Source organism: Pedobacter sp. 01N310, from assembly GCF_056399805.1.
In genome coordinates this window covers 129,096-141,870 of the sequence record NZ_JBFTSB010000007.1, presented here as the reverse complement: position 1 = coordinate 141,870, position 12,775 = coordinate 129,096, and the positions used below count along the sequence as shown (strand labels likewise).

The following is a 12,775-nucleotide window of genomic DNA, read 5'->3' as shown; positions in this document are numbered from 1 at the left end:
ATAAAGACGATGCACAGAAGAGAAGCACTCAAGAACGTTGCATTTTTGCTGGGTGGAGCAATCTCAGCAAGTACAATGGGCGTTTTATTTGAAAGTTTTACGCTACCGGAAAACGAAAAGAACTTTGTCCTCTATTCACTGGAAGACGAAAAAATTTTTGCTGAATTCGCTGATATTATTGTTCCCACTACCAAATCATCTGCTGGCGCCAAGGCTGCAGGTTTAGGGAAGTTTATCCCGATGATGATGAAAGATTGTTACCCTGCCACTATGCAAACCTCATTTGCGCAAGGGTTTAAAGATCTTCAGGCTAAATCAATGAAAGATTTTGGTAAAAGTTATATCACTTTAACACCAGCCGATCGTAAAAAACTAATGATTGATTTAAGGGCAATCGCGCTTGCCCAAAAAGCGAGCAAATCAGAAGAGAATAAAGATTTAGCTTACTTTTTTATTACCGCAAGAGATTTAACCTTACTTGGTTATTATTCTTCAGAAATTGGTTGTACCAAAGCACGCGAATATGTGCTTATTCCAGGCCGGTATGATGGCAATGCGCCATTAAAACCAGGTCAAAAATCTTGGGCAACCTAATTTCTAAAACAACAACAAAACATCATGAATTTAAATACAAATTTAAAAGCAGAAAATACTTACGATGCTATTGTTATAGGATCGGGAATTAGCGGTGGCTGGGCTGCCAAAGAACTTACAGAAAAGGGCTTACGCGTGTTGATGCTCGAAAGAGGAATGAACATTGAGCACATTACCGGTTACGAAACGGCAATGAAAAATCCATGGGATTTTAAACATGCCGGAAAACTTACCGAAGAGCAAAAACGTACTCACCCGGTACAAAAAAGAGATTATCCTTACCAGGAAGCAAATGAAAAATGGTGGGTAAACGATTTAGAGTGTCCATATACGGAAGATAAACGTTTCGATTGGTACCGTGGTTTCCACGTTGGAGGAAAATCGTTAATGTGGGGCCGCCAGAGTTATAGATTTAGTGATCATAATTTTGAAGACAATGCAAAAGATGGACACGGAGCCGATTGGCCTGTTCGTTATGCAGAACTTTCGCCATGGTACGATTATGCAGAACGTTTTGCGGGGATCAGTGGTTCAAAAGAAAACTGGTCTACCTGCCCTGACGGACAGTTTTTACCGCCAATGGATTTAAATATTGTAGAAAAATCCGTTAAAGCACGTATCGAAGAGCATTATAAAAGAGAACGGATTATGATGATTGGCCGTGTTGCCAATCTAACTGTGCCACATAAAGGCCGTGGCAATTGCCAGTACAGAAATTTATGTAGCCGGGGCTGTCCGTTTGGCGCTTATTTCAGTACACAATCTTCTACACTGCCTGCAGCTATGGCAACTAAACGTTTAACGTTAAGACCATACTCTATCGTAAATCATATTATTTATGATAAAGACACTAAAAAAGCCAAAGGTGTAATGGTTATTGATGCAGAAACCAACAAAACGATGGAATTTTATGCTAAAATCGTTTTTGTAAATGGTTCTACGCTAGGTTCAACCTTTGTTTTATTAAACTCTACATCAGAAGCACACCCAAATGGATTGGGTAATGGAAGTGGTCAGTTAGGACACAATTTAATGGATCACCATTTCCGTTGCGGAGCATCTGGAGAGGCCGAAGGTTTTGATGACAAATACACTTATGGGCGCCGTGCAAACGGAATCTATGTGCCTAGGTATCAGAATATCGGCAACGATAAACGCGATTATCTGCGTGGTTTCGGTTACCAGGGCGGTGCAAGCAGATCAAATTGGCAAGATGATGTTGCTGAATTGTCTTTCGGAGCAGATTTAAAACAAAAAATGACCACTCCAGGCAAATGGTCTATGGGCTTGGGCGGTTTTGGAGAGATGTTACCTTATTACGAAAACAAGGTATACATCGATAAAACCAAAAAAGATAAATGGGGACAACCCGTACTGGCTATCGATTGCGAGTACAAAGAGAACGAGAAAAAAATGCGTGTGGATATGATGAATGATGCCGCCGAAATGTTAGAAAAGGCTGGTATGAAAAACATTAAAACATTCGATAATGGCTGTTATCCAGGTATGGCGATCCACGAAATGGGTACTGCAAGAATGGGTAATGATCCCAAAACTTCTGTACTGAATAAATGGAACCAGATGCACGAAGTAAATAATGTTTTTGTAACTGATGGGTCTTGTATGCCATCAATCGCTTGCCAAAACCCATCGTTAACATTTATGGCTTTAACTGCCCGTGCCTGCGATTACGCTGTAAAAGAATTAAAGAAAAAGAACATCTAGACAAGGTAAAAGGCGTAAGGTTTAAGGTAAAGGGAAATTGCCCTAAGCCTTACACCTTACGCCTCACACCTTTTATAAAAATGAAAAGAAAATTAAGAATGGGCATGATAGGCGGTGGAAAAGACGCTTTTATCGGTGCCGTACACCGTTTGGCTGCCAATATGGATGGCCTTATTGAATTATCTGCCGGAGCTTTAAGTGTAAATCCTGAAATTGGATACGAATCTGGAAAACTACTTTTTCTTCCGGATAACAGAATCTACACCAATTACGAAGAAATGCTGACGAAGGAAAGTGAGTTGCCAGCAGATGAAAGAATTGACTTTGTAACCATCGTTACCCCTAACTTTGCTCACTTTGCTCCTGCAATGATGGCTTTGGATAAGGGTTTTAACGTGGTGATTGAAAAACCAATGACTTTAACTTTGGAAGAAGCAAAGCAGCTAAAAGCCAAAGTAGAAGAAACTGGCTTAACACTATGCTTAACGCATACCTACTCTGGTTACCCAATGGTTAAACAGGCCAAACAAATGGTTAGCGAAGGTGCTTTAGGCGCAATCAGAAAAATCATGGTCGAATACCCTCAAGGCTGGTTAAGCACCTTATCAGAACGCGAAGGAAATGCACAGGCAGCCTGGCGCACTGATCCATCTAAAACCGGAAAAAGCGGTAGTATGGGCGATATCGGTACACATGCCGCTCATTTAGCAGAGTATATTTCTGGTTTAAAAATTACTAAAATCTGTGCTGATTTAAGCATTGTTGTTCCAGGTAGAGCTATTGATGACGATGGAAACGTATTATTAAAATTCGATAATGGTGCCAATGGTGTTCTTGTAGCTTCGCAAATTGCTGCCGGAGAAGAAAATGCATTGAAGATTAAAGTATATGGCGAAAAAGGTGGCATGGAATGGCACCAGATGGAGCCGAACACCTTAATTGTAAAATGGTTAAATGCTCCTGCTCAAATTTACAGAACAGGCAACGGTTATATGGGCAGTTTCGCACAGCACAATACCCGAACTCCTGGTGGTCACCCAGAAGGTTACTTAGAAGCATTTGCCAATATTTATAAAAACTTTGCATTAACAGTAGATGCGAAGTTGAACAACGAGCAGCCTACTGCTGCAATGTTAGACTTTCCAAGTACTGAAGATGGAATTAGAGGAATGGCATTTATCGAAAATGTAGTGGCTTCTAGCCAATCAGACCAAAAGTGGTTAGATTATAAATTATAACAAGCGAGCATGACAACGATAAAAGGACCAGCAGTATTTTTAGCACAATTTATAAGCGATGAGGCCCCATTTAACTCCCTAGACAGTATTTGTAAATGGGCAGCAGGTTTAGGTTTTAAAGGTATTCAGATGCCAACCTTAGATACAAGATTTATCGATCTTCAAAAAGCTGCTGAAAGCAAAACCTATGCAGATGAACTGAAAGGAAAAATAGCTTCTTATGGCCTAGAAATTACTGAACTTTCTACACACTTACAAGGTCAATTGGTTGCGGTACACCCTGCTTACGATGACCTGTTTGATGCTTTTGCACCAAAAGAAGTACACAAAAATCCAAAAGCAAGAACAGAATGGGCGGTGCAGCAAATGAAATATGCAGCTAAAGCTTCTCAAAACTTAGGTTTAAATGCACATGCTACATTTAGTGGTTCATTATTGTGGCAATATTTCCATCCCTGGCCACAGCGCCCGGCAGGATTGGTTGAAGAAGGTTTTGCAGAATTGGCAAAACGCTGGACACCAATTTTAAACGAATTCGACCAATGTGGCGTCGATGTTTGCTACGAAATACACCCAGGAGAAGATTTATTTGATGGCGAAACCTACGAAATGTTCCTCGCTGCAGTAAATAATCACCCTCGGGCATGCTTATTGTATGATCCATCTCACTTTGTGTTGCAACAATTGGATTACATTCAATACATCGATTTTTACCACGAACGCATAAAAGCGTTCCACGTTAAAGATGCAGAATTTAACCCTACAGGCAAACAAGGCACTTTTGGTGGATACCAGAGTTGGGCAAACCGAGCCGGTCGTTACCGCTCACCAGGTGATGGTCAGGTTGATTTTAAAACCATTTTTAGTAAATTGGCGCAATATGATTTTAAAGGTTGGGCCGTTATGGAATGGGAGTGCTGTATCAAAAACCAGCAAGATGGTGCCCGCGAAGGCGCAGAATTTATTAAAAAGAACATCATTAACGTAACCGATAAAGCATTTGACGATTTTGCAGCATCGGGTAGTGATAGCGCTTTCAATAAAAAAATATTAGGATTATAAGATTAACAAAACACAAAACACACACAGAATGAAAACCTGCATAAGCAACAACGAATAAATATTACCGCTTATGCAAGCTTGAATGCAATTAAAAACAACACAACACACATGAAAAAAACATTTTTAATTTTAGGCGCTGTAGTCATTTTTATGGCGTCGTTTTCAAAAGCCGATTTAACGAAGGAGAAAACTGTGGTTGCGACAGCAACATTAACCAATCATGCTGCTTTGCAGTCAAACCCAGGTGAAAAACTGATCAACAAATCTGATTGCCTTGGTTGCCATAACAAGACCAACAAAATTATTGGCCCTGCATACGTAGAAGTTGCAAAAAAATATCCGGCTACTGAGAAAAATATCAACATGTTAGCTGATAAGATTATTAAAGGTGGAACGGGAGTTTGGGGCAATATGCCAATGACCGCTCATGCTACACTTAAAAAAGACGATGCAAAATTAATGGTAAAGTATATCTTATCCTTAAAGAAAAAATAATCGACCCAGTTAGCAAATCGATTTACTTATATGAAAACAGAGCAAGAAAATAAAAACACGAGTAACCGCCGTGATTTTATTAAGACCACAGCTATTGCCGCTGCTGCGTTTATGATCGTGCCCCGCCATGTTTTAGGTGGCCCCGGTTATCTGGCACCAAGCGATCGTTTATTGGTTGCCGGTATTGGTGTTGGCGGAAAAGGCCAAAGCGATTTAAGCATGTTTTACAAAAGCGGAAAAGCAGACATTGCTTTTTTATGTGATGTAGACGATCGCCGTGCAGCAAATAGTGTTAAAGCTTTCCCTAAAGCAAAATACTATAAAGATTGGCGCGAAATGTTAGATAAAGAACATAAAAATTTCGACGCTGTATCTGTTTCTACTCCTGATCATAATCATGCTATCCAGGCTTTAGCAGCTATGCAATTGGGCAAACACGTTTATGTGCAGAAACCTTTAACACATGATATTTATGAGGCTCGGATTCTAACCGCTGCTGCAAAAAAATATAAAGTGGTAACCCAAATGGGAAATCAAGGTGCATCAAACGATGGTCCGCGCCAAATGAAAGAATGGTACGAAGCTGGTTTAATTGGCGATGTACATACAGTTTACGCGTGGACTGATAGACCGGTTTGGCCGCAAGGCATTCCTCGCCCTACAAAAAAAGCCGAAATCCCCGCCGAATTGGATTGGAATTTATGGCTAGGTACTGCGCCTGAAAAAGATTATATTGACAAATTGGTTCCTTTTAACTGGCGTGGCTGGTGGGATTATGGCACTGGTGCCTTGGGCGATATGGGTTGTCACTTAATCGAAGCTCCATTTAGCGTATTAAACTTAAAATACGCAAAAGAAGTTCAGGCCAGTGTAGGTTCTGTTTATGTAGATGAATTTAAACGTGGTTATTTCCCTGAAAGCTGCCCTCCATCAAGCCATGTTACCTTGAAATTCCCGAAAACAGATAAAACAAAAGGTGATGTTACCTTACACTGGATGGATGGTGGTATCCAACCAGAACGCCCTGAAGAATTAGAAGCAAACGAAACTTTTGGCGATGGTGGTAATGGTACCTTGTTTATCGGAACTAAAGGTAAAATGATGTCTGAAACGTATAGTGCCAATCCGAAATTATTGCCTTTAAGTAAAAACAAAGACATTAAAGTTGCACCAAAATACGCTCGCGTACCAGATGGTGCAAACGGGCACTATAAACAATGGGTTGAAGCTGCAATTGCAGGTTATGGCAAGCAGGAAGTAAGTTCTCCTTTCGAAATTGCAGGTCCATTAACTGAAGCTTTACTGATGGCAAATTTGGCAATCAGAAGTTTTGATATCCAAAAAACGGTAAACGGCAAAACTACTTACCCAGGCCGGTACACTAAAATGCTTTGGGATAACGACAATATGAAAGTCACCAATTTTGACGAAGCAAACCAGTTTGTAAAACGCGAATACCGCAAAGGCTGGAACAATTTAACGCTTTAATAAAAACACATCTACAAACCTCGCAGGTTTTAAAAACCTGCGAGGTTTAAATTCAAAAAAATGAAAAAAATCTTTCTTTCTGCTTGCATTTTGTTAAGCTTAACACAAATATCAAAGGCCCAAAAGGGCTTTAAGCCACTTTTTGATGGTAAAACAACAACAGGCTGGCATACTTACAACAAAACTACGGTTGGTAGCGCCTGGCAGGTTCAGGATGGTGCCCTTCATTTAGATTTAGCTACTAAAGGTAAAGACGGTGGCGGCGATTTGGTTACTGATAAGGAATACGGCGATTTCCATTTAAAATATGAATGGAAAGTGGCTCCAAAAGCAAATAGCGGTTTAATTTTTTATGTTCACGAAGAACCTAAATACCATGCTACCTATTCTACAGGTTTAGAAATGCAGGTTATTGATAATGATGGCCACCCAGATGGAAAAATCACTAAACACCGTGCCGGCGATTTGTACGATCTGGTAAAAAGTTCATCAGAGCCAGTTAAAGCTGTTGGCGAATGGAATAAAGCAGAAATCATCAGTAAAAAGGGCAAATTAACACTAATTTTAAACGGTGTTGAAGTAGTAAAAACCACGCTTTGGGATGATAACTGGAAAAAAATTGTTGCGGGCAGCAAATTTGCAACATGGGAAAACTGGGGAACTTTTAAAACAGGCAAAATTGCCTTACAAGATCACGGAGATGAGGTTTGGTACAAAAACATCTCTATTAAAGAACTATAATTGAGGTTTAAGGCGTAAGGTAGAAGCTGAAGGTTTCTTGTCTTTCGCTTAAACCAGACATTTGAGTTAGAAAGCGGGAAAGCATAAAGTTTATCCGCTTTCGCATTAACCTTACACCCTATACCTTTAACCTTAAACAACCTTATATAAGCCAAATGAATAGCACTACTCGCTTTAAACTCTCTGCCATGATGTTCCTGGAATTTTTTATCTGGGGCGCCTGGTTTGTAACACTTGGAACTTTCTTAGGAAACAACCTTAAAGCCACGGGCTCAGAAACCGGAGCTGTATTTTCAACCCAATCATGGGGCGCTATCATTGCTCCTTTTATTGTAGGTTTAATTGCCGACAGATATTTTAATGCTGAGCGCATTTTAGGTGTGCTGCACATTGTCGGAGCACTATTGATGTACCAAATGTATAATGCTACAGATGTAAGCATATTTTATCCTTACGTGTTGGGCTACATGATTCTTTTTATGCCAACACTGGCTTTGGTAAACTCAGTTTCTTTCAATCAAATGAAAGATCCGGAGAAAGAGTTTTCATCAATCCGCATATGGGGTACCTTAGGCTGGATTGCTGCAGGTTTATTAATCAGTTATTTCTTCCATTGGGATTCAAAAGAAGGTACAGAAGCTGGCTTATTGAAAAATACTTTCTTAATGGCTGGTATAGTGTCTTTAGTTTTAGGTTTATTCAGCTTTACCTTACCAAAGACCCCACCTAAGGTATCTTCAGACGAAAAAATTACCGTTTCTGATGTATTAGGTCTGGATGCTTTAAAACTTTTGAAAGACAGAAACTTCTTGATTTTCTTTATTTCATCTATTTTGATCTGTATCCCTCTGGCTTTTTACTACCAAAATGCAAATCCATTCCTTTCCAATATCGGTATGGATAACCCTACGGGAAAAATGACGATTGGTCAGGCTTCAGAAGTTATTTTCTTATTATTTATCCCAATATTCTTTAAAAGATTCGGTTTTAAAATGACCATCTTGGTGGGCATGCTGGCTTGGGCAGTACGTTATGCATTATTTGCTTACGGAAATGCAGGCGAACTGAGTTTTATGCTAATTTTAGGAATTGCATTACACGGTGTTTGCTACGATTTCTTTTTCGTTTCAGGACAGATTTATACCAACTCTAAAGCCGGCGAGCGTTTTAAAAGCTCAGCCCAAGGCTTAATTACCTTAGCTACTTACGGCGTAGGTATGTTAATTGGATTTGCCGTAGCAGGTAAAATTTCTGATGCCTACAAAGCAGCAGATGGCGTAATGGACTGGAAAATGATCTGGATTATCCCAGCAGGAATTGCATTAGTGGTATTTTTATTATTTGCATTGGTTTTCAACGATAAATCCAAGGCTGAAATAGAACCTAAAACTGTTTAATATGGCGTCGAACGTAAATAGAAGAAATGCTTTAAAGAACATCATCGCAGGAACTGCTGCGATTGGTGTTTCTTCAGGATTTTCAGCATTAGCAATGGATAAATCAGAATCAGATCAGCCATTAAGGCTAAAAGGAAATATCAATCATGCCGTTTGCCGTTGGTGTTTTAGCGGTTTAGATGTAGAAACGCTTTGTGTTGAAGCTAAAAAGATCGGCATTAAAGGCATTGATTTAGTTGGGCCAAAAGATTGGCCGACTTTAAAGAAACATGGATTAGAATCTACCATGTGTAATGGTGCCGAAATTAATTTAACAGATGGTTTTAACGACGAAAAATTCCACGAAAAGTTAATTCAAAACTATACCGCGATGATTCCACTTGTTGCCGAAGCCGGCTACAAATACTTAATCTGCTTTAGTGGAAGCCGCCGTGGTAAAGATGATGAAACAGGTTGGAACAACTGCGTGAAAGGATTAAAACAGTTAATGCCCTTGGCAGAAAAACACAATGTGGTACTTGTAATGGAGTTGCTAAATAGCAAAATTAACCATAAAGATTACCAGTGCGATAGAACTTCATGGGGCGCTGAACTTTGCAAACGTTTAGGATCTGAAAACTTCAAATTGTTATACGATATCTACCACATGCAAATTGATGAAGGTGATGTAATTAGAAACATCAGAGAATATCATCAATACATCGCCCACTATCACACCGCTGGTGTTCCGGGTAGAAATGAGATAGACGATACACAGGAATTATATTATCCTGCCATCATGAAAGCCATTGCCGAAACTGGCTTTAAAGGTTTCGTTGCACAAGAATTTATACCTAAAAATGCAGATAAAATAGCCTCTCTAAAAAAGGCAGTTTCTATTTGCGACATCTAAAAATATACCTATGTTATCAAGAAGAAGTTTTATTTTAAACAGTAGTATGGCTGCAGCTGCAGCACTTTTGGTTCCATCATTTGCTTGTGTGGCTTCCGATAAAAAATCAGTTGGTCTGCAGTTATATTCTTTAAGAGATGAACTTCCGAAAGATGTAAAAGGCACCATAGCTAAAGTGGCAAAAGCAGGCTTTAAAGAGGTAGAAACCTACGGTTTTTCGATAAAGGATCAATTTTGGGGCTTAACACCAGCCGAATTCAAAAAATTGCTTGATGATAACGGATTAACTGCACCAAGCGGTCACTACGGTTTAGGCAGCTATTTAACCGATGGAAACACTGAAGAATTAAAAGCAGCAATTGCTGCTGCCAAAGTGCTTGGAAGCGAATATGTAACCATTCCCTGGTTAGATGAAAGCATTAGAAAAAGTGCCGACGACTACAAAAAAATTGCGGTTAAAATTAACGAAGCCGGAAAATTGGCCAAAGAAGCGGGTATCAGGTTAGCTTACCACAACCATAATTTCGAATTCGAGAAACAAGGTGATACCACTGGTTACGAAATCCTGCTAAAAGGAACTGATAAAAACCTTGTTGATTTTGAACTTGATTTATATTGGGTAGTTCGTTCAGGAAACGATCCGATCAAACTATTTAAAGAAAATCCAGGCCGTTTTACCATGTGGCATGTTAAAGATATGGATAAAGCAAATCCAGCGTTAAATGCTGAAGTAGGAACAGGTTCTATCAACTTCAAACCTATTTTTGCTGATGCCAAACTTTCGGGCATGAAACACTTCTTTATAGAACACGAAACCAATTACAAGCCAAACCCAATGGAATCTGTTGCAGCGAGCTGTGCATACATTAAAAAAGAAATTATTTAAATTTAAGAGATGAATTCAAGAAGAACATTCTTAAAACAGGCAGGATTAGCTGCCGGAGCGGTATTATTAATTCCGTCGTTTGCCTTTGATAAAGTAAATAAAAATATTGGCTTACAACTATACTCTTTACGTAATGAGCTGCCAAAAGATGTAAAAGGCATTATCGAAAAAGTGGCACAAGCCGGATACAAAGAAGTAGAAACCTATGGTTTTTCTAATGGAAAATTTTGGGGCTTAACCCCAAAAGAATTTAAAGCATTATTAAATGCAAACGGTTTAAAAGCACCAAGCGGACATTACGGAATGGATGAATTTTCAAAAACCGGAAAAACCGATAAGTTAAAAGCCGATATCGAATCTTCAGCAGCAATTGGTGGTAAATACTTTACCATTGCTGGTGCACACGTAGATATGAGCAAAGGAGTAGATGGCTTTAAGAAAACCGCTGATGATTTTAATAAGGTTGCCGAAATTGCAAAAGCATCTGGTTTAAAATTCGCCTACCACAACCACGATTTCGAATTTAAAAAATTAGGTGATACTACCGGTTACGATGTTTACTTAAGCGAAACCGATAAAAATCTGGTAAATTTCGAAATGGATTTATACTGGGTGGTACGCTCAGGTAACGATCCGTTAGCTTTGTTCAAAAAATATCCAGGCCGTTTCCCAATGTGGCATGTTAAAGATATGGACAAAGCCAAACCTGAATGGAATACCGAGGTAGGTAAAGGTTCTATTGATTTTAAAAGCATTTTTGCTCAGGCAAAACTTTCAGGCATGCAACATTTCTTTGTAGAGCACGAAACCAATTACCAACCTGATCCAGTTGGTTCGATCAAAACAAGCTGTGATTATATCAAAGCCAATTTGATTTAAAACTTATCCAAACCTCGCAGGTTTCGAAAACCTGCGAGGTTTAAATCTCTCCGATCGTCATGCTGAATTTAGTTCAGCATCTTTCTTATGAAACAGACCCTGAAATAAATTCAGGGTGACGCCTCATACTAGTTGTAGTGCTCTCTACAACCTAAGGTTATCATATACCTTCTCATTTAATACCCATCAAGTACAACTAAATCGAATTATGCCTAATCTTTTTAACCTTATTTTCTACTGAAAAAGTAAGATTTTAAATATTAAAAGCAAATTTAATTGGTAACAATGGGGATATAAGCTTAATTTTTAGCATATTTGGGCTTATATCAAATGTTTAATAATATATAATTAAAATTTAAAATGAAAGTAGCAGTAGTAGGTGCCACCGGATTGGTAGGCACTGTCATGTTAAAAGTATTGGAGGAAAGAAATTTCCCTTTAACAGAGTTGATTCCCGTAGCATCAGAAAAGAGTGTTGGCAAGGAAATTACTTTTAAGGGTAAGAAGTTCCCAATTGTTAGCATGGATACTGCAATCAGCATGAAACCAGATATCGCTTTGTTTTCAGCAGGTGGAAATACTTCGTTAGAGCATGCTCCACGTTTTAAAGAAGCCGGAACAACTGTTATCGATAACTCTTCTGCATGGAGAATGGATCCTGCAATTAAATTAATTGTACCAGAAGTTAATGCACACGAACTCTCTATCGATAACAAAATCATTGCTAACCCGAACTGTTCTACCATTCAAATGGTTGTGGTTTTAAAACCTTTGCACGATAAATACAAAATTAAACGTGTAATCGTTTCTACTTATCAATCAGTTACGGGTACAGGTGTTAAAGCCGTTGAGCAATTAATGAACGAGCGTAAAGGCATTGATGGCCCTAAAGCTTATCCATACGAAATTGATTTGAATGTTCTTCCACATATTGATGTTTTCACAGATAACGGATATACCAAAGAAGAAATGAAAATGGTTAAGGAAACGAACAAAATCATGAGCGACGATAGCATTAAAGTTACCGCTACCACAGTTCGTATCCCGGTAATGGGTGGTCACTCAGAATCGGTAAACATCGAGTTCGAAAATGACTTCGATTTAGCTGAAGTGCGAAGTATTTTAGAAAAAGCACCAGGCATAATCGTTGTTGATGATGTTGCCAACTTAAAATACCCAATGCCAAAAGATGCTCATGAAAAAGATGAAGTTTTTGTAGGCCGTATCCGTAGAGACGAATCGGCGCCTAAAGCTTTAAATCTTTGGATTGTTGCAGATAACTTGCGCAAAGGCGCGGCAACCAATGCCGTTCAGATTGCCGAATATCTAATTCAGAAAGAATTAGTTTAATTAATAACCTCAAGAGAAGTCCCCCGGT

12 protein-coding genes are annotated in these 12,775 nt (G+C 39.0%); all 12 read left to right on the top strand.

Going from position 1 to position 12,775, the window contains the following annotated elements; translation table 11 throughout:
• The first annotated feature begins 9 nt into the window (after positions 1 to 9).
• The 12 genes from AC1DNH_RS16160 (at position 10) to AC1DNH_RS16105 (ending at position 12,747) form a co-directional block, all read left to right on the top strand.
• Positions 10 to 594: a gluconate 2-dehydrogenase subunit 3 family protein gene (locus AC1DNH_RS16160; RefSeq protein ID WP_029274024.1), complete on the top strand. Its 585-nt coding sequence runs from the start codon at positions 10 to 12 to the stop codon at positions 592 to 594.
• A gap of 24 nt (positions 595 to 618) precedes the next feature.
• Complete coding sequence (locus AC1DNH_RS16155) at positions 619 to 2,319, top strand: GMC oxidoreductase (protein ID WP_477580784.1); 1,701 nt, start codon at positions 619 to 621, stop codon at positions 2,317 to 2,319.
• An 80-nt stretch (positions 2,320 to 2,399) separates the two neighbouring features.
• Positions 2,400 to 3,557 (top strand): Gfo/Idh/MocA family protein, encoded by a 1,158-nt coding sequence (locus AC1DNH_RS16150; RefSeq protein ID WP_230149676.1) that lies wholly within the window; start codon positions 2,400 to 2,402, stop codon positions 3,555 to 3,557.
• Between the two features lie 9 nt (positions 3,558 to 3,566).
• Positions 3,567 to 4,619: a sugar phosphate isomerase/epimerase family protein gene (locus AC1DNH_RS16145; RefSeq protein WP_029274021.1), complete on the top strand. Its 1,053-nt coding sequence runs from the start codon at positions 3,567 to 3,569 to the stop codon at positions 4,617 to 4,619.
• 108 nt (positions 4,620 to 4,727) lie between these two features.
• Positions 4,728 to 5,114, top strand: coding sequence for a c-type cytochrome (locus tag AC1DNH_RS16140; RefSeq protein ID WP_477607703.1), 387 nt, complete (start codon positions 4,728 to 4,730; stop codon positions 5,112 to 5,114).
• Positions 5,115 to 5,144: 30 nt separating this feature from the next.
• Positions 5,145 to 6,602, top strand: a complete 1,458-nt coding sequence (locus tag AC1DNH_RS16135; protein WP_477580779.1) for a Gfo/Idh/MocA family protein — start codon at positions 5,145 to 5,147, stop codon at positions 6,600 to 6,602.
• A gap of 60 nt (positions 6,603 to 6,662) precedes the next feature.
• Complete coding sequence (locus AC1DNH_RS16130) at positions 6,663 to 7,343, top strand: 3-keto-disaccharide hydrolase (protein ID WP_477580777.1); 681 nt, start codon at positions 6,663 to 6,665, stop codon at positions 7,341 to 7,343.
• 155 nt (positions 7,344 to 7,498) lie between these two features.
• Entirely contained in the window at positions 7,499 to 8,740 is a 1,242-nt protein-coding gene (locus AC1DNH_RS16125; protein WP_477580775.1) for a nucleoside permease, read from the top strand.
• Position 8,741: 1 nt separating this feature from the next.
• A complete protein-coding gene (locus AC1DNH_RS16120; RefSeq protein ID WP_477580773.1) occupies positions 8,742 to 9,632 on the top strand; it encodes a hydroxypyruvate isomerase family protein in 891 nt (296 codons plus the stop codon).
• 10 nt (positions 9,633 to 9,642) lie between these two features.
• Complete coding sequence (locus AC1DNH_RS16115; protein ID WP_215131348.1) at positions 9,643 to 10,518, top strand: sugar phosphate isomerase/epimerase family protein; 876 nt, start codon at positions 9,643 to 9,645, stop codon at positions 10,516 to 10,518.
• Positions 10,519 to 10,527: 9 nt separating this feature from the next.
• The gene (locus AC1DNH_RS16110) at positions 10,528 to 11,397 is read left to right on the top strand and encodes a TIM barrel protein (protein WP_477580769.1); all 870 of its coding nucleotides are present in this window, start codon (positions 10,528 to 10,530) and stop codon (positions 11,395 to 11,397) included.
• Positions 11,398 to 11,757: 360 nt separating this feature from the next.
• Positions 11,758 to 12,747, top strand: coding sequence for an aspartate-semialdehyde dehydrogenase (locus AC1DNH_RS16105; protein ID WP_029274013.1), 990 nt, complete (start codon positions 11,758 to 11,760; stop codon positions 12,745 to 12,747).
• The last annotated feature ends 28 nt before the right edge of the window (positions 12,748 to 12,775 follow it).

Excerpts from the sequence above, each read along its gene's own strand:
- AC1DNH_RS16130 (WP_477580777.1), top strand. The coding sequence starts at position 6,663 with ATGAAAAAAATCTTTCTTTCTGCTTGCATTTTGTTAAGCTTAACACAA.
- AC1DNH_RS16105 (WP_029274013.1), top strand. The coding sequence starts at position 11,758 with ATGAAAGTAGCAGTAGTAGGTGCCACCGGATTGGTAGGCACTGTCATG.
- AC1DNH_RS16110 (WP_477580769.1), top strand. The coding sequence starts at position 10,528 with ATGAATTCAAGAAGAACATTCTTAAAACAGGCAGGATTAGCTGCCGGA.
- AC1DNH_RS16120 (WP_477580773.1), top strand. The coding sequence starts at position 8,742 with ATGGCGTCGAACGTAAATAGAAGAAATGCTTTAAAGAACATCATCGCA.
- AC1DNH_RS16155 (WP_477580784.1), top strand. The coding sequence starts at position 619 with ATGAATTTAAATACAAATTTAAAAGCAGAAAATACTTACGATGCTATT.
- AC1DNH_RS16160 (WP_029274024.1), top strand. The coding sequence starts at position 10 with ATGCACAGAAGAGAAGCACTCAAGAACGTTGCATTTTTGCTGGGTGGA.
- AC1DNH_RS16140 (WP_477607703.1), top strand. The coding sequence starts at position 4,728 with ATGAAAAAAACATTTTTAATTTTAGGCGCTGTAGTCATTTTTATGGCG.
- AC1DNH_RS16115 (WP_215131348.1), top strand. The coding sequence starts at position 9,643 with ATGTTATCAAGAAGAAGTTTTATTTTAAACAGTAGTATGGCTGCAGCT.
- AC1DNH_RS16125 (WP_477580775.1), top strand. The coding sequence starts at position 7,499 with ATGAATAGCACTACTCGCTTTAAACTCTCTGCCATGATGTTCCTGGAA.
- AC1DNH_RS16145 (WP_029274021.1), top strand. The coding sequence starts at position 3,567 with ATGACAACGATAAAAGGACCAGCAGTATTTTTAGCACAATTTATAAGC.
- AC1DNH_RS16150 (WP_230149676.1), top strand. The coding sequence starts at position 2,400 with ATGAAAAGAAAATTAAGAATGGGCATGATAGGCGGTGGAAAAGACGCT.
- AC1DNH_RS16135 (WP_477580779.1), top strand. The coding sequence starts at position 5,145 with ATGAAAACAGAGCAAGAAAATAAAAACACGAGTAACCGCCGTGATTTT.